Source organism: Glaciecola sp. MF2-115, from assembly GCF_047250385.1.
Lineage (GTDB): Bacteria > Pseudomonadota > Gammaproteobacteria > Enterobacterales > Alteromonadaceae > Glaciecola.
Genome location: NZ_JBLBVM010000055.1, coordinates 354,782 through 372,999, shown reverse-complemented (window position 1 = coordinate 372,999; position 18,218 = coordinate 354,782). Strand labels below are relative to the sequence as shown.

Sequence of the window (18,218 nt, the reverse complement as noted above, 5' to 3'; positions counted from 1 at the left end):
TATGTTCTTAACGTTATGTGTTTTTAAATCAAAAAACTTGTTAGGCATTTACTTAGTCTTCGCAAAGCACATTGTTCACTGGGTTTTCTTTGCTTAGTCCCTGTGTTTAAATAAACAAAAGCTTCGCGCTTCCATTGTAAACAGCGGGCTCATAGATTGGCTTTCATAATCAGCTATATCACTGATAGCTGTATTGAGAACGCACTTCCAATCTTGATTTTTCAACAGTAATGGTAAATTAAACTCTACACTCTTTTTCGAGCTATTAACCACATAGAGCCACTCTTGTGCCTTACGCACTTGTTGCCCTGGTGAAGCTTTTGTCGCACCAATAATATGCAGTGCAAAACAATGATGGTCCTGGTTAGTCCAATCTTGGTCTCGTTTGAACGAACCATCTACTCTATACCAATCGGCGGTGTCTATATTTACCTGACTATCAAACTGGTCATCCTCAAACATCATATGACTCAGTAAAGGGTTTTCTTTACGTAGCTGGATAACATACTTCGTGAATGCTAAAAATGATTTTTGGCGTTCATCCAACTCCCAATTTAACCAATTCAACTCGTTGTCTTGGCAATAGGCATTATTATTACCTAATTGTGATCGACTTAATTCATCCCCTCCCAGAATATGAGGAGTACCTTGTGAAAGTATCAATGTAGCGAATAGATTTCGCTTTTGCTGTTCACGAAGCTCTAAAATATCGAGGTCACTTGTCTCACCTTCAACACCGTAATTATCACTTAAATTATGGTTATGCCCATCATGATTATCTTCTAAGTTAGCCTTATTGTGTTTCTTTGAATAACTAACAAGGTCATGCAAAGTGAAACCATCATGATATGTAATGTTGTTTACACTCGTTAGCATTGGTCGCATCCCTTTAGGGAATACGTCTCGTGAGCCCATGAATCGAGTTGCAAAATCAGCTTTCAAGCCGGTATCTGAGCGCCAAAAACCTCGTACTGTATCTCTGTACTTGTCATTCACCTCAAGCCAATAATCAGGAAACTGACCTAGTTGGTAACCTCCCGGACCAATGTCCCAAGGTTCAGCGATCATAATCGCATTTTTTAGTACCGGATCTTGCCGTAATATCTTGAATATCGTTGCGTCGGCATGAAAATCTATAGGTTCTCTACCCAATGATGCCGCAAGATCGAATCGAAAACCGTCGATACCAATTTCACTTACCCAATACCTTAGAGAGTCGATGATTAAAGTCATCATATATGTATCAGCTGTATTAACTGTATTACCGCAACCAGAATAATTAATATAGGTTGGCGTATTTAACTCATCATTCACTATTTGCAGATAAGCATGACGATGGCACAAGCCTTTGAATGAGAGAATACTTCCTGGTTCGCCACTTTCAGCCGTATGATTAAATACCACATCGAGTATGACCTCAAAGCCTGCCTTTTGATATTCGCTAACCATGTGCTTGCACTCAGCTAACGCATCCTTCACTGCATATCTTGGCTCTGGACTAAAAAAGTTTATGGGGTTATATCCCCAATAGTTCGTAAGGCCTTTTTCACTTATGTAGGGTTCTGGCATGAAAGCAAAAACAGGCAAAAACTGAATACACGTAACGCCTAGAGACTTCAAATGCGCTAGCACACTAGGATGGCAAGCACCGAGATACTTTCCTCGTTGCTCTGCAGGCACATCTGGATGATTTTGAGTTAAGCCTTTAACGTGCGCTTCGTAAATTATACGATCAGGCTGTTCGCCATTAGTACTCAATGAATTTGATGAGTGCTTTAGTCGATCACAAGGAACAGAGGCTGTCACGATAGATTTAGGGATAAAGGCCTGATTGTCTTTAACAGCTTGACCGATTACTGGTGAGGTCTTTCCTACATAGGCATCACGATCCCACACTAAAGCGTGACTCAATTGTTTCGCATAGGGATCGATGAGTAAACGTCCCACATCCATTTCAGTGTTTACTTTACGATGATCTTTAGAGTTCACTCTGTAGGCATACTTCTGCCCTTCGCTTACACCTTTCACGAAACCAAACCACTTGGACTGGACACGCTGTTTTAATTTAATTTGTGCAATTTCAATGTCTGCTTCATCAAACAAACACAGATAAACATCCTTTGCATCTGGGCAATAAATTGAAAAGTTACAACCGTCGGCACTTATATTCGCACCAAATGGAGCGACTTGACCTGGTAATAAAGTGAAATCGTGACCTTGCAACTGGTTTGGCATAATTAGCTTTTATTCCACTTCAACATAATCAAACTCAATGGCGGAAGATTAAGCACAATCGAGTAAGGACAGTCGTTCCAAGCTGTTTTTTCACTTTTAACTTCGACATTAGAGATATCAAGAGTCGCAAGGTAATCGCTGCCACCATATTGGCTATCGTCTGTGTTCATCACTAAGGCGTATTTGCCTGCCTTTTCAACGCCAACACGAAAGTTATCTCTTGGGATTGGTGTAAAGTTAGCGATTGCAACAACTTGTTCTGTATCACTGGCATTACGGCGGAGTAATGACACCACGGATTGCTCAGCATTGTTGTGATCAATCCAACGAAATCCAGCGGCACTATGATCACATTCATACAAAGCAGGTGTGGATTGGTATAGGGTATTCAAGGCTTTGTATAATTGATTGATGCCTTGATGTTTGGGCTGTTCTAATAAATGCCAATCGAGCGATATATCGTGATTCCATTCTCGGTCCTGAGCAAATTCATTACCCATAAACTGTAATTTTTTACCCGGATGAGCAAACATGAACCCGTAATAAGCACGCAAGTTAGCTGCTTGCTGCCATTCATCGCCTGGCATTTTCTGTAACATTGAGCCTTTGCCGTGCACCACTTCATCATGAGAAATAGGTAATACGAAATTCTCATCGAAAGCATAAACCATACTGAAAGTCAGCTCACCATGATGAAAGCGACGGTAAGCAGGGTCTTTAGCGATATAATGCAATGAATCATGCATCCAGCCCATATTCCATTTGAAGCCAAAGCCAAGTCCGCCTGAATCTACGGGCTTTGAAACACCCGCGAAAGATGTTGATTCCTCAGCTATTGTCATCGCCCATGGGAATTTGGCATACACTTCAGTGTTCATCCATTGCAGCAAACTAATCGCTTCGTAATTATGATTTCCGCCATCGACATTAGGGATCCACTCTCCATCATTACGCGAGTAATCGAGGTAAAGCATGGAAGCCACAGCATCTACGCGAATGCCATCTACATGATACTTATCGAACCAAAATAAAGCATTAGCGACTAAAAATTGACGAACCGTTTGCTTGCCAAAATCATAGATACACGAGTTCCAATCTGGGTGCCAGCCTTTGCGCGGGTCTTCATATTCGTACAAATGAGTACCATCAAAACGCGCTAAACCGTGCGCATCTTCTGGAAAGTGAGCAGGAACCCAATCGACGATTACGCCAATATTATTTTGATGACAAGTATCTACAAAAAACTTAAAGCTATCAGGGTCACCAAAGCGACTTGTTGGTGCAAACAAACCTACTGGTTGATACCCCCACGAGCCATCGAATGGAAATTCAGATACAGGTAGCACTTCGATATGGGTATAGCCCATGTCTTTTACATAATCGACTAATTGCTTTGCTAATTCTTCGTAGCTTAAATAACGTTGTTCTGTGTCGCCTGGTTTGCGCCACGAGCCCAGATGCACTTCATAGATGCTCATAGGCGTTTTATAGTGATCGATATTTTTTCTATTCAACCAGGCTTGGTCATTCCACTTATAAGCATTTTGATCATAAGTAACGGAGCAATGAGAAGGATATTGTTGATGATGAAAACCAACTGGATCAGCTTTATCTGGCAGTTGATGACCAGCATTATCTTTAATTGAATATTTGTATTGCTCACCTGCTTTTAAGCCCGGTACAAACAAAACCCAATAGCCCAAATCCGTTTTTTGCATTGGATGAGATAAACGGTTCCAAATATTAAAGTCGCCTATCAATGAAACAGACGACGCATTGGGCGCGAAAACTGCAAAACGTATACCCTGTACACCTTTGGATTCAGTAAGTTGTGCACCAATCTGTTGATATAAGTTTTCAGGTTGATGGTCAACAAAATGAACCGCGTGATAGGCTTCAGCATGAAATTGATAAGGGTCAATATAGCGATGTTCACCCGATGCAAACTCAGCATGCACTTCATAAGTAAAGTCATCTTCTTTTGGCGTTTTAAATTCACCGGTAAAGACACCCGCCTCAAGTGCTTTGAGTTGTACTAACTTCTTTTTATGCTTAACGCAATATAAAGTGACTTTACTGGCTTCAGGAACCCAAAGTGTGACGCTTGTTTTGGTCTTAATTTGCTTAGGGCCAAGAATGCTAAATGGTAAAGCACAATGCCCATTTGTTAATCCTGAATAATCCGCCATACTCACTCCATAAATGTTTAATTGTTGCTTGCCACGTTTCTTCTATTGGTCAAGTTTTTAGCTAAGGATACAATAGCATCATCTGCAAATATATCCTCTAGATTGCGAGACAGTTTTCGCTTCCAGTTTGGATATTCTTTGAAGGTTCCAGGAATATTTACTGGCTTATCCATTTCCAACCAGTCTTCAAGTTGCAAACTAAGTAGTGCACTCGACCCTGCCGCCATGTGTGTTTGCATGCCGTAGTTGAGTTCTTTGGTCATGCCTACTTCATTCACATTATGACTAATGTTGCTGGAAATTGAATGGTGTCCATGCAATGTATTTAGAATATGTTGTTTATTTTCATGCCTTGTATCATAAAGATTAGCAAGTACGTCGGCATCTGGATACAAACCTACATCTTTGCCTAATGCAAGATCATCACAATGCCAGTAACCAATTAAGGTAGGCATATCATGGGTTGTTAGTGTTGCCATTGACTGTTCAGGATAATGTTCAGGCGCATAGAATCCACCGTCTTCTGCTTGTTCGAAGAAGAAAACGCGGTAAGAGTACATGCCATTATCAGCCAGTTTAGAACGTATTTCTTCAGGGACGGTTCCTAAATCTTCACCAATCACTAAACTTTGGTTGCGCTGACTTTCCAGTGCCAAAATGCCCAGCAAATCCTCAACCGGATAACAAACATAGCCACCTTTACTCGCATGATCGCCTCGGTATACCCACCACAATCGTAGTAAAGCCATAACGTGATCTATGCGTAAAGCGCCTGAGGCATGCATATTGGACGAAAATAAATCGATAATTGGCTGATAGGCTTGCTCATAAAGCTTTATTGGATCCATTGGAGGCAAGCCCCAGTTTTGACCCAGAGGACCAAGTATGTCTGGCGGCGCGCCAACACTCGCGTCTGTGCAATAGAGGTCTTTGTTACCCCATATTTCCGCGCTTCCTTCACTCACACCAACAGCAAGATCGCGATATAGGCCAATAGACATGCCAGCATCGCTTGCAGCTTGACTAGCCGCTTCAAATTGCAATGCAGCTTGCCATTGTAAGAATAAGTAAAAATTAACTCTGTTTTTATTTTGCTTCGCAAATTTAGCTACACTAGGGTTTTCATAGGCATTATATTCTTCAGGAAATACTGGCCAGCCCCAACATTCTCTCCCTTCAGCTTTAAGCTTTTCCTGTAAAGCTTCAAAAACCGCAAGCGTTTGCAGGCTTTCGCCGCCTTGCGCAACAAAGGTTTTAAACGCTTTATTCTGCTTCGTGTTCTTGCTTAAATAGTTTGTTCTGTATTGTTCAAAAACTTGATTTAAAGCCGCTAGTTTTACAGCAGCGACGCCTTCGTAGTCGACGTAGTCACAGGCCCGTAAGTTTTCTAATTGCTTATCGATTGCCTGCTCCTTAAACCAAGCTTTCACCACGCTATTATCGAATTCAGGAACTTGCTCAACATCGATGTATAAATAGTTCAGCCAACGGCGAGAACTTGGTCCATATGGGCTGCAAGATTCAGGGTTCGCTGGGTATAACTCATGAATTGGATTTAATCCAACAAAATCAGCGCCATTGTCACCTGCTTTTTTGACCAGTAACGCTAGGTCGGTAAAGTCACCTATTCCCCAATTTCTTCTGCTTCTTACACAGTAAAGTTGGACACTTAAGCCCCATATCTTCTTTCCTTTTTCAATATCATCAGGAATAAAGCATCTTTCTGGGACTTTGATAATAGACGATGATGCCATTTCTACATCACCCTGTTTGACTGTGAGTTTGTGGTAGCCCATAGGCAAATCTACGTCGAGCGTAATTGCATATTCATGAAACTCTTCGTCTTCAATTTCTGCAACGTTGATTAATTGATGTTCAACCGCTTCTATTTCTCGAGATTCAATTGCTCCGTCTTCTAAGTGAACTTCAAGCGTTAAGGCTTGAGCCGCCATTTCAATGGATACACGTAAAGGAAAAATGAACGGTTCGTCGTGCTTTAAGACTTGAACAGGATTAAGTGAAGATAACCACTGCTTAACAACACTATCTTCGACTTGAATTTCTAGTGCTTCTTGATCATCGACGGTATAACCCATCGCTTTAAGAAGTTTGATTTTGGTATCATCGCTTACTGTCGCCGGTTTTCCCCAAGCGTCTACGAATGCAGACTCTATTCCTCGGGACGCCACTAAACCTTCAATTAACTCGCTCATGTAATTTATCCTAATTTTCGGTCTCAAGCGTGTTGATGCACCAAAAAAATTTGTTAGCGTTTTTGTTACATTTTTTCGTGACGTATTTTCGTGACGTATTTTCTGTAACGTAACTTTTTGAAAAAACAATATTGATTAAGCATTATTCAATAAATCCGGCGCTTAGGGTATTGAATACGTTTGCATAGGTATATTAGCTCGAAAAACTGTAATTAAACAACAAATACTGATATAACTTTGCAATACACCCACTTTTGATCAATAATTTTTGTAATTTTATTTCAAACAATGAATTTACATTTTAACAGAGGTTTCTCATGGCTATTAATGTCGGTATAAATGGTTTCGGTAGGATTGGTCGATTGGTCTTGCGAGCTGCAGTAACACGCGATGATATAAATGTAGTAGCGATCAACGACTTATTGGATTTAGATTACATCGCATACATGTTTAAATATGACTCTACGCATGGCCGATTCAATGGAACTGTTGAAGTTAAAGACGGGAAGCTAATTGTAAATGGCAAAGCGATTCGAGTCACGGCTGAAAAAAATCCTGAAAATTTAGCATGGAACGAGGTCGATGCTGATGTAGTTGTCGACGCGACAGGCTTATTTCTTACTAAAGAAACGGCTGAAAAGCATATTGTAGCGGGTGCAAAGAAAGTTGTTTTATCGGCTCCCTCTAAAGACGATACACCTATGTTTGTTATGGGTGTTAACCATAATGAATATGCTGGGCAAACTATCGTTTCAAATGCGTCTTGTACCACAAACTGTCTAGCCCCTATCGCAAAAGTGTTAAACGATGAGTTTGGTATTAAAGATGGCTTAATGACCACTGTGCATGCGATGACAGCGACGCAGAAAACTGTAGACGGTCCTTCATTGAAAGATTGGCGCGGAGGACGCGGTGCATCACAGAACATCATACCGTCATCTACAGGAGCAGCTAAAGCCGTTGGTAAAGTAATACCGGAGTTAAATGGTAAACTGACAGGCATGGCGTTTAGAGTACCAACAGCAAACGTGTCAGTTGTTGACCTAACGGTTAACCTTGAAAAACCAGCAAGTTATGAGCGTATTTGTGAAGTAATGAAAGCTGCCTCTGAGGGGTCGCTAAAAGGTGTACTAGGTTACACTGAAGATGCCGTTGTTTCACAAGATTTTATCGGCGACACATTGTCCAGTATTTTTGATGCAAAAGCAGGTATCTCTCTTACTGATACATTCGTGAAAGTAGTCTCTTGGTACGATAATGAAGTTGGTTATTCGAATCGCGTTTTGGATTTGGTTTCCCATATCTCAAAATAAACTGTTCCGAAGTAAAGCACTTTTGAATAAGGCACTTCTGATTAAAAGTACTTCTAAAGAAAGTGATTCGAAATAATGTGATTGCTTATTAAGACCAAACGAAAAGTAATGTACTATATGTCAAAGACGGCCCTGCGCCGTCTTTTTTGTTTTTATAATCATGATTCACTGTTTAAGGCCAAACTATGTATACGTTTAAAGGTAATAGCTATCGTTCAGTTGCAAGCGGCACAAGGGGGAAGCTAAGTACATTACAGATCAGCAATGAACATTGTAAGGCTGAGATATCACTGTTTGGCGCGCATCTACTCAGTTTCATTCCATGTGCGGATAACATAGATCGTTTATGGGTGAGCCCTTCTGCTATTTATGACAAAAGCAAACCAATTCGCGGTGGTGTTCCGATTTGTTGGCCGTGGTTTGGACCGATGTACCCCTACTCTGAAAAAAGCAGCGAAACAATCCCAGCACATGGCTTTGTCCGAACCCAAGATTGGCATCTCGTTGAAATTGTAGAAAGCTCTACAGAGACTCGCATTACACTACAGCCTACTCAGCTTGGTTTATACGAATTCTCAGAGCACTTGTCAGTAAGCTTAGTCATTTCATTCTCAGACAAATGTAGCTTAAAGCTAATTACAGAGAATAACAGCCTTGAGCCTGCAAAAATTACCGCGGCTTTACATACCTATTTCAATATTACTGACATTAACAGGACAAGCATCCAAGGAATTGAGGGCAAGTATATTGATCAAACTAAGAATGGCACTGTAACCGAACAATCCTTACCTTACTCAATTAATGATGAAACCGACAGAATTCATTTGCAAGACCAAAGCAATCAGTTTAATGAGATCGAAGTTAAGGGCGCTCAAACAACTATAAATATAGCTCAACAAGGTCATGACTCAGTGGTGGTTTGGAACCCGTGGGCTGAAAAAAGTAAATCAATGTTGGATATGGGACAAGATGCTTATTTGAGTATGCTGTGTGTTGAAGCGTCAATTACGCAAGGTCTTATTGTAGAGGGGAAACAGCAACACTCGTTGATTCAGGTTATTTCCTAGAGAGGCAAATTTTCTGAGGAAAGCTGATAGATAAAAGTGCGCAAGGATCGTTGCGCACTCTCATTGACTAAACGTTGACAGCTTGCTTTGCCAATTCAGTAATCGTTGACCACTGTTTGTTTTCAATAGCATCATTCGGCGCTAACCATGAACCACCGCAACATCTAACATTGGGTAATGCTAAATAGTCTTTGTAGTTGCTAGGGCTAATACCGCCTGTAGGACAAAATGCAATATCAGGGAATGGGCCGCCAATAGACTTCAAAGCATTCACACCGCCAGCCGCTTCTGCAGGGAAAAACTTAAGATGTGAGTAACCGGCATCTTTAGCGGTCATTAAGTCAGAGATATTCGAAACACCAGGAATAAGTGGGATAGTTCCCTCTTGCCCTGCTTTCAACAAGTCTGCAGTTAGACCAGGGCTAATAGCGAATTTCGCACCGGCCTCCGTTACTGCTTTTAGTTGTTCACGATTAGTGACTGTCCCAGCGCCAATATAAGCGTCGGGTAGTTCACGTGCAATGGTACGAATAACATCCATTGCAGCGTCTGTTCGCAAGGTAACTTCTAATACATTAATACCACCTGCCATAAGAGCTTTGGCAATAGGAACAGCATCTTCAACATTTTCAATTACGAGAACAGGCACAACCGGTCCTTGCTTAAAAATCTCTTCTGAGGAAATGGTCCAGTTATTCATCATCAATCATTCTCTTTTGTTTGTTGTAATAAATAGGCTAACGCGCCTAGTAAACCGTGATCGGGTTCATTAATTAAATAAGTTGGGATATTTTGTACGTATCCAGCAAAATTGCCTTTGTCTTCGAACTTTTTACGAAACTCGCTGTTCACAAAGAATTCGCCCAAACGTGACGCAACGCCTCCACCGATAAACACACCACCCGTAGTGCAAAGATTTAATGCGAGGTTTCCTGCAAAACTGCCCATCACACGACAGAACTGTTGAACGGCTTTTACGCACCTTGGGTTTGTATAATCTAAGGCATGTTTCGTAATTTCGGCTGGCTCGCTGAACTCCGGAGTAAATCCCTCATGCAGGGAAATTGCATTGTAAATATTAACAATGCCACGTCCAGATAGAAGTTCCTCGGCAGGCACACGACCTAGTTTCGATTTAATATAACGCCAAACAATAAGATCTTGCTCATCATTTGGTGCGAAGTCGACATGACCCCCCTCGCCGTCTAAGGTCTGCCATCCGGTATTTGTCCAAGTAAGGTGTTCAACACCTAATCCCGTGCCAGGGCCAAATACGGCAATATTACCTTTAGCTTCCGGCGAACCAGAACCAATTTGAATTAATTGTTGGCTACTTAACGTAGGTAATGAATGAGCTACGGCAGAAAAGTCGTTAATAACGAGTAGTTTTTCTAGCTGCAGTTCATCCTGTAGTGCCTTTTTTGAAAATGCCCAGGTGTGATTTGTCATCTTGACTAAATCATTGTTCACAGGGCAAGCAATCGCAATACAGCCACTATCGAAGTTTTCAACTTTAACATCACGCGCAAATTGATTGATTGCGTCTGTAATAGTGTCAAATTGATTGCACAAATACTTTGTGATTTTTTGCAAGCTACCGTTTTCTACCAAGGCCAAACGAATATTTGTACCACCCACATCAGCAACGAACATCTTCTTCATATTGCTTACTCTTGTTCAAAGAATAATGAACACGCGCCCTGTTCAGCGCCTGTAAGTGAAGCTCGCATGCCGCCGAACATCTCTCTGCCCATACCAACATGACTGCTACTTAAGTCAGCTTTTGCAAATTCACGAGACGCTAATTCAGCATCATCTACGTGCAAAGTAAACTGACCCGACGACGTATCCAACTCAATGATGTCGCCATCTTTAATTTTTGCTATTAAGCCACCTTTGTATGCTTCAGGTGTAAGGTGGATTGCTGCAGGCACTTTACCCGAGGCACCAGACATACGGCCATCCGTAACTAAGGCGACTTTAAAGCCTTTGTCTTGCAATACTCCCAATGGCGGAGTTAAACGATGCAGTTCTGGCATACCAATAGCTGCGGGGCCTTGGAAGCGCACTACTACGATACAATCTTTGTTTAAATCACCATCGTTGAAGGCTTTATCCAATGCATATTGATCTTCAAAAACAACCGCAGGTGCTTTTATGTAGCAGTTTGGATCACGTAATGCCGATGTTTTCATCACTGCACGTCCAATATTGCCCTCTAATACCGATAAACCGCCATCCGGTTTGAAGGGTTCGGCGACTGTCGCTAATACCGTTTTATCAAGAGATTCTTTGGGTCCGTCGACCCATGACAATTCACCGTCACGTAGCACAGGTTCTTTTGTATATTGCTCCAAACCTCTTCCACATATCGTATTCACGTCATTGTGCAGAAGACCAACATCTAATAGCTGTTTGAATAACAGGCTCATGCCGCCAGCAGCTGTGAAGTGGTTAATGTCAGCCGAGCCGTTAGGATAAATCCGGGTTAGTAGCGGAGTGGCTTTAGAGAGATCAGAGAAATCATCCCAATTAATAATCAGTCCTGCAGCTCTCGCTACAGCGACTAAGTGCATTGTATGATTAGTAGAGCCACCCGTAGCAAGTAGCGCAACGATACCGTTTACCATTGCTTTCGCATCAACGATATGACCAATTGGCATATAGTTGTCGCCCAAGTCTGTCAAACGAGTTGCTTGAACGGAAGCAGCTTTCGTTAGTGCATCACGCAAAGGTGTGCCTGGGTTGACGAATGATGCACCAGGTAAATGCAGTCCCATAACTTCGACGACAAGTTGGTTACTATTCGCCGTGCCATAAAATGTACAAGTACCCGCAGAATGATAAGACTGAGATTCAGCCTCAAGGAGTTCATCACGCCCTACTTTGCCTTCCGCATATGCTTGACGTACTCGTGCTTTTTCTTTATTCGGTAAACCTGATGGCATTGGGCCGGCTGGCACAAACACCGTTGGCAAATGCCCGAAACTCAATCCACCCAACAATAAGCCAGGAACAATCTTGTCGCAGATACCTAACATAATCGTAGCGTCAAACATGTTGTGGGATAAGGCGATTCCTGCCCCCATCGCAATGTTGTCGCGGCTCATCAAGCTAAGTTCCATACCCGCATTGCCTTGAGTAACACCATCACACATTGCCGGAACGCCGCCTGCAAATTGTGCAACACTGCCTACTTCTTTAATTGCTTGTTTAATTTTTTGTGGATACGTTTCGTATGGCTGATGAGCTGATAGCATGTCATTGTATGAAGATATGATTGCTACGTTCGCTTTTATCATGCTACGTAAATCAGATTTATCTTCTGTATTACAAGCAGCAAAACCATGCGCCAAATTGCCACAAGACAGGGCTCCTCTCAGCGGGCCTTGCTTGCGTGCTCTTTCAATTTTGTCTAAATAAGCTTTTCTTGTTTCTTTGCTGCGCTCAATAATTCGTTGAGTGACTTCTTCAATAATTGGATTCATTTTTCTCTCCTAAGGCGCCCACATCAACTCGACTTCAGTGTTATCGCACACCGCTTTTATCGGTTTTTCCAATGCTGTGGAGTGTGATAAGGCATGTTCAAGAACCTCACGCTTTTTGTGTCCGGTAAGGTGCAAGAACACGTGCTTGCTGTTAACTAAAGCGCGCAAAGTTAGTGACATACGCTGATGTGGTGCGGTTGTCGGTTGTGTCGCAATGAAAGTTTGCGTGGAATTTAAGTCTAGCCCCGCTTCTATTTGCGCGGAGCATGGGAACAATGAGGCTGTATGACCGTCCTCTCCCATACCAAGAATAACAATATCAAATGGTGGCCCAACTTTGCTGAAAGTAGCGCTCAACTGCTCTACTGCATTTTCAGCATTATCATGTGCAGTTTTCAAGGGAATAAAATTGGCGCTTGCAGCTTTGTCTTGTAGTAAAACTTCTCTCACCAACTTTTCATTACTGGCTGCATCACTTGGCGAAACCCAGCGCTCGTCGGCCAAAGTAATATTCACTTTCGACCAATCAATAGAGCGAACTGCTAAGGCCTTGAATAAAGGCAAAGGTGTACTACCTCCGCTCACCACAAGGCTGGCAACGCCATTCTCGCTTATGGATTGCTTTAATGTATCGGCGATCCTCTGACTGAATACAGTCACAAGCTCACTTGCTGAATTAAAAATTGTTGTTTTTAAGCTCATCGTTAGCCCTTATTTACGCTTAGTTCTGCTTTCGTACCAAGAGCGTTCTTCTCTTGCTAACAATGCAATTGACGAAACGGGTCCCCATGTTCCGGCTTGATAGCTAGCTGGCGGCTCATTGCTTGCGTCCCAAGCTGAGCGAATCGAATCGACCCAATGCCAGGCTTGTTCGATCTCATCTCTGCGCACAAACAAAGCTTGGTTACCGATCATCACTTCTAATAATAGCTTCTCGTAGGCATCCGCGATGCGTTTTGACTCAAATTCTTCAGAGAAACTTAAATTAAGTTTAGATTTCTGTAAGTCCATCGAACCTGTGCTCGTCAAACCTGGTACTTTATTCATTACCGTAATTTCAACGCCTTCATCAGGTTGCAAGCGAATGACGAGTTTATTTTGCGGCAAAGTGTTAAAACTACCGCTGAACAAATTATGAGGCTGGCGCTTAAAGTAGATAACAACTTCACTGGTTTTATTGGGTAAACGCTTGCCGGTTCTTAAATAAAACGGCACACCCGCCCAACGCCAGTTATCAATTTCAGCTTTAATAGCAACAAAAGTTTCAGTTGTACTTTTCTGATTGGCATCTGGCTCTTCAAGGTAACCCGGCACTTCTTCACCACGCACAAAGCCAGAAACATACTGACCTCTTACTGTTTTTTCAGCTACGTTGGCAGAGTTTATCGGACGCAAAGCTTTAAGTACTTTAAGCTTCTCATCACGAATACTGTCAGCGTCTAGGGTGGTCGGTGGCTCCATCGCTACAAGCGTTAGAATTTGAAGTAAGTGGTTTTGCACCATATCTCGCATTTGACCTGCATCATCGAAGTAGCCCCAGCGGCCTTCAATTCCTACTGACTCAGCAACACTAATCTGCACATGATCGATACAGTTATGATCCCAGTTTGTTGCAAAAATACTGTTTGCAAAACGTAAGGCGATCAAATTTAAAACGGTTTCCTTTCCTAAATAGTGATCAATTCGATAAATTTGTTTCTCAGTAAAGTATTCAGCAACTTGCTCATTGATGACTTTGGATGACGCTAAATCGTGACCAATTGGCTTTTCTAATACAACTCTGACGCTATCATCAATCACATTTGCGGCTTTCATGCCTTGGCAAATATCACCATACAGAGATGGAGGTGTCGCAAAATAGCAAACCATTGTTCTTAATACATCAACATGTTCACAAAGCTTAGAATAATCTTTCGCTTTTTTCATATCGATTTGAACGCAATCTAAACGCACTTCAAACCGCTTCCACGTATCTTTGCACAAGGGTTCATCTAAAAATTTAGTAATATTGCTCTTAACTTCAGAAATATAGTCAGCCAACGACATCTCGTTGCGTGCTACACCTATTATCTTTGTACCTTCGTTTAGCAGATTTGCTTTTTCGAGTTGGTAAAGTGAAGGTAGTAATTTGCGTCTCGCTAAGTCACCAAGGGTGCCAAATAAAACGAAATCAATGGGTTCGTAACCTGTAGAAGTTACCCCTGTATCTGTACTCATAGAAGCCTCTTTGCATTCTTGTCATGCAACATTGTTATTATAGACAGGTATTTATGACCTATAGTAAACAACAAATGTAGTAATATTACAACCAGTTCAAAAACAAAAACATAAAGTCTTTAGTAAATTTAGAGGGATCCATTTAAATTTACATTTGATCAATTCATGACTCATCTAACATTCAAGAGAAGTGTTTATTTATAACAGCTATAGTCTACTTCACTAACACTTTTATCGAATCACTTAAGTAGAATAAGATTGGAAGCGAATCAATAAAATCAATTTTATTTCAAATTTCAATCTGATTTATTATTGTCAAAAACTTACAACATAAATGACAAACGCTAAAAAAAATCGTAGTATTATTACAGTTTAACTTGTCACATGCGTGAAAACTGATCTTTCGATCGTCTTGAAACGCAATAGAAACAACAAAGAGAGCCAATAAAAAGACTCTTTAGCGAGACAAAATTAATGAACATACTTGAAAAGATCACGCGTCAAAAAACGGATTTTAGTAAATCAGAGAAGAAAGTAGCTGAAGTGATTCTGGCAAACCCGCAAGTTGCGATTCACTCCTCAATTGCAACATTAGCGAAAATGTCCAATGTAAGTGAGCCAACAGTCAACCGCTTTTGCAGAAGACTCGACACAAAGGGTTACCCCGACTTTAAGCTTCATCTAGCACAAAGCCTCGCAAACGGTACACCATACGTAAACCGTCACGTCGATGAATTTGATAGCCCTGCCGAATATACAAATAAGATTTTTGAATCCACAATGGCGTCTTTGGAAGTCGCACGGCAGTCTATAGACATCCCTACGGTGAATCGCGTTGTTGATCTTTTAACCCAAGCAAAGAAAATCTCATTCTTTGGCATGGGGGCCTCTTCTTCAGTTGCACACGATGCGCTTAATAAGTTTTTCAGGTTCAATGTTCCTGTCGTTTATTTCGAAGATACGCTGATGCAGCGAATGAGCTGTATGAATTGTACTGAGGAAGATGTCGTTGTTTTGATATCCCATACGGGACGAACAAAAAGTCTGGTAGAAATAGCACAAATTGCTAGAGCTAATGACGCGGTAGTCGTTGGCATCACTTCCGCCGGTAGCCCATTGAGTAAAGAGTGTAGTTATGTCTTGTCACTTGCTGTGCCGGAGGATACTGACTTGTATATGCCAATGGCCTCTCGCATCGCGCAATTAACACTTATAGATGTATTAGCGACAGGTTTCACCCTCCGTCGCGGTAACAAATTTAGAGAAAATTTGAAGAAAGTAAAGGATACCCTTCGAGGTAGCCGCTTTACTAAAACTGAAATTTAATAGCAGTCCCTATCCACAACAATAATAGAGTAAAGATATGTCGCGCAGAACAAAAATATTAGCCACGCTTGGACCAGCAACTGATACACAAGAAACAATTGAAGCTATTATCGAAGCTGGAGCAAACGTTGTTAGAATGAATTTCTCGCATGGAAATGCTCAGGACCACATTGAACGCGCAAACAAAGTAAGAGCCGCGGCGAAGAAACTAAATAAATATGTAGCCATTTTAGGTGACCTTCAGGGTCCAAAAATTCGTGTGTCACGATTTGTAGATTCTTCGGTAAACCTAGAGCTTGGCCAAACATTTACCTTAGACGCGGAACTTGAAGTCAATGCTGGTACAAATGAAGTTGTTGGTATTGACTACAAAGCCCTACCCGATGATGTAAGTGAAGGTGATTTATTATTATTAGATGACGGCCGTATTCAACTTAGTGTAACTCGGGTTGAGGGACGCAAAGTGATCACTACCGTTACTGTCGGTGGCAAACTCTCCAATAATAAAGGCATTAATCGCCAAGGTGGTGGTTTATCTGCCGAAGCGCTCACCGACAAAGATAAACGCGATATACTCACAGCGGCAGAAATTGGTGTAGATTATCTAGCGGTATCCTTCCCACGCACAGGCGCTGATCTCGATTATGCAAGAGAGCTTGCTGTTGCAGCTGGTTCAAACGCAAAAATTTGCGCCAAAGTTGAACGTGCCGAAACCGTTGCTAGTGAAGCTGCTATGGACGATATCATTCTAGCATCAGATGCAGTGATGGTTGCTCGCGGTGATTTAGGCGTTGAAATTGGTGACGCTGAGCTTGTTGGCGTGCAAAAGAAACTAATTTCACGTTCAAGACAATTGAATCGTGTTGTGATTACGGCAACGCAAATGATGGAATCGATGATTGAAAGCCCGATGCCAACTCGCGCCGAAGTAATGGATGTAGCGAACGCAGTACTCGATGGCACAGACGCCGTAATGCTATCGGCTGAAACGGCTGCAGGTAAATACCCTGTCGAAACAGTGAAAGCCATGTCCAGAGTATGCGAGGGAGCTGAATCACATCCGAGTGTTCAGATTTCAAAACACCGCTTAGAAGAGTTTTTTAAAGATGTAAGTGAAACAACGGCAATGGCTGCTGTATACGCTGCAAATCATTTACCGACGATTAAAGCGATTGTTGGCTTAACAGAAAGCGGCACGACGCCAAAACTAATGTCGAGAATAACAACTTCACTGCCAATCATTGCGATGTCACGACACGCTGCCACTCTTAATATGATGGCGCTTTATCGCGGTGTCATTCCACTGTACTTTGATTCGACTAAAAGCCTACCGGGTTCACTTACAACGGATGTTATCAATGTACTAAAAGAATCTGGTCTTTTACAAAGTGGCGATCAAGTTATATTGACCTATGGCGATCGAATGGAAACTGTTGGTGCGACAAACGCCTGCAAAATTGTCACTCTGGATTAGCAACAAGTTTGAGTGATAAGACATTTACCCAGTGGGCGTTTCACGCCCACAAGACATTTAAATCAATATTTATTCCCAAACGTCGAAATACTCAGCACTCTCTCGCTGAGGTTTCGGCATGGTTTTAAGTTTGCTGCTACCTAAGTAAAGGAAGCCAAGAATTTCATCTTGATCAAAACATGAAAAAGCTTCTTTCACGACCTTATCTTGTGCATAACTTCCAGTACGCCAAACGCCCTGAAAACCTTGAGCGACAGCTGCCATTTGCATGCTATGAACCGCACAGGCTGTTGATGCGACTTGCTCAACCCATGGCACTTTGTCATTTTCTTTGTATTTACATATAGCAACAATCACCATCGGTGCTCTAAGAGGCAGTTGCACGGCTCGGTCGACGACTGCTTGCTCATAACCCGCATTAATAGCAGCTTGTTCAAAAACTTCACCTAACTTAACAAGCCCTTTGCCTTTGCAGACGACAAATTTCCACGGAGTTAGGCATCGATGATCGGGGGCTCGTAATGCTGCTTGCATTATATTCTCCAACACATCCCCTTCTGGCGCTGGCTCAGTTAGTCGTGGCTGAGAACTTCTATTTAATAGCAGATCTAAAGCTTGCATAATGGGCTCCTAAAAAAACGACAAACACATAGAAAAAGTAAGTAATTGAAGGCTAGATTAATAGCCTAAAGCACA

The 18,218-nt window shown here is 41.9% G+C and carries 13 protein-coding genes; 4 read left to right on the top strand and 9 right to left on the bottom strand.

Features of this window, described 5'->3' with window-relative positions:
• Positions 1–93: 93 nt before the first annotated feature.
• The 3 genes from glgX to malQ are packed head-to-tail and all read right to left on the bottom strand — an operon-like array spanning position 94 to position 6,637.
• On the bottom strand, positions 94–2,235 hold the full coding sequence (gene glgX / locus ACKLNX_RS14855; protein ID WP_412972918.1) for a glycogen debranching protein GlgX: 2,142 nt from the start codon (positions 2,233–2,235) through the stop codon (positions 94–96).
• Between the two features lie 2 nt (positions 2,236–2,237).
• Positions 2,238–4,424 carry a 1,4-alpha-glucan branching protein GlgB gene (gene glgB, locus ACKLNX_RS14850; RefSeq protein ID WP_412972917.1) on the bottom strand — a complete coding sequence of 729 codons (2,187 nt, stop codon included), beginning with the start codon at positions 4,422–4,424 and terminating at the stop codon, positions 2,238–2,240.
• Between the two features lie 17 nt (positions 4,425–4,441).
• Positions 4,442–6,637, bottom strand: a complete 2,196-nt coding sequence (malQ, locus tag ACKLNX_RS14845) for a 4-alpha-glucanotransferase (RefSeq protein WP_412972916.1) — start codon at positions 6,635–6,637, stop codon at positions 4,442–4,444.
• A 317-nt stretch (positions 6,638–6,954) separates the two neighbouring features.
• On the opposite strand from malQ, the gene gap reads away from it, so the two are divergent.
• The gene (gene gap, locus ACKLNX_RS14840) at positions 6,955–7,950 is read left to right on the top strand and encodes a type I glyceraldehyde-3-phosphate dehydrogenase (RefSeq protein WP_412972915.1); all 996 of its coding nucleotides are present in this window, start codon (positions 6,955–6,957) and stop codon (positions 7,948–7,950) included.
• A 185-nt stretch (positions 7,951–8,135) separates the two neighbouring features.
• Positions 8,136–9,017 carry a D-hexose-6-phosphate mutarotase gene (locus ACKLNX_RS14835; RefSeq protein ID WP_412972914.1) on the top strand — a complete coding sequence of 294 codons (882 nt, stop codon included), beginning with the start codon at positions 8,136–8,138 and terminating at the stop codon, positions 9,015–9,017.
• A 67-nt stretch (positions 9,018–9,084) separates the two neighbouring features.
• Here the strand turns inward: ACKLNX_RS14835 and ACKLNX_RS14830 are convergent, their stop codons facing one another.
• Genes ACKLNX_RS14830 through zwf form a run of 5 tightly spaced genes read right to left on the bottom strand, consistent with a single transcriptional unit; the run spans position 9,085 to position 14,722 of the window.
• Complete coding sequence (locus ACKLNX_RS14830; protein WP_412972913.1) at positions 9,085–9,720, bottom strand: bifunctional 4-hydroxy-2-oxoglutarate aldolase/2-dehydro-3-deoxy-phosphogluconate aldolase; 636 nt, start codon at positions 9,718–9,720, stop codon at positions 9,085–9,087.
• Positions 9,720–10,679 (bottom strand): glucokinase, encoded by a 960-nt coding sequence (glk, locus tag ACKLNX_RS14825; protein ID WP_412972912.1) that lies wholly within the window; start codon positions 10,677–10,679, stop codon positions 9,720–9,722. The genes ACKLNX_RS14830 and glk overlap by 1 nt, the downstream gene beginning before the upstream one ends.
• Before the next feature lie 5 nt (positions 10,680–10,684).
• The gene (gene edd, locus ACKLNX_RS14820; RefSeq protein ID WP_411693956.1) at positions 10,685–12,505 is read right to left on the bottom strand and encodes a phosphogluconate dehydratase; all 1,821 of its coding nucleotides are present in this window, start codon (positions 12,503–12,505) and stop codon (positions 10,685–10,687) included.
• A gap of 9 nt (positions 12,506–12,514) precedes the next feature.
• Entirely contained in the window at positions 12,515–13,207 is a 693-nt protein-coding gene (pgl, locus tag ACKLNX_RS14815) for a 6-phosphogluconolactonase (RefSeq protein WP_412972911.1), read from the bottom strand.
• Between the two features lie 9 nt (positions 13,208–13,216).
• The gene (gene zwf / locus ACKLNX_RS14810; RefSeq protein ID WP_412972910.1) at positions 13,217–14,722 is read right to left on the bottom strand and encodes a glucose-6-phosphate dehydrogenase; all 1,506 of its coding nucleotides are present in this window, start codon (positions 14,720–14,722) and stop codon (positions 13,217–13,219) included.
• A 474-nt stretch (positions 14,723–15,196) separates the two neighbouring features.
• Between zwf and ACKLNX_RS14805 the strand changes: the two genes are divergently transcribed.
• Both ACKLNX_RS14805 and pyk read left to right on the top strand, forming a co-directional pair.
• A complete protein-coding gene (locus tag ACKLNX_RS14805; RefSeq protein ID WP_412972909.1) occupies positions 15,197–16,048 on the top strand; it encodes a MurR/RpiR family transcriptional regulator in 852 nt (283 codons plus the stop codon).
• Positions 16,049–16,085: 37 nt separating this feature from the next.
• Complete coding sequence (pyk, locus tag ACKLNX_RS14800) at positions 16,086–17,522, top strand: pyruvate kinase (RefSeq protein WP_412972908.1); 1,437 nt, start codon at positions 16,086–16,088, stop codon at positions 17,520–17,522.
• Positions 17,523–17,591: 69 nt separating this feature from the next.
• On the opposite strand, the gene ACKLNX_RS14795 is transcribed toward pyk, so the two are convergent.
• A complete protein-coding gene (locus ACKLNX_RS14795) occupies positions 17,592–18,143 on the bottom strand; it encodes an NAD(P)H nitroreductase (protein WP_411693961.1) in 552 nt (183 codons plus the stop codon).
• Positions 18,144–18,218: the final 75 nt, after the last annotated feature.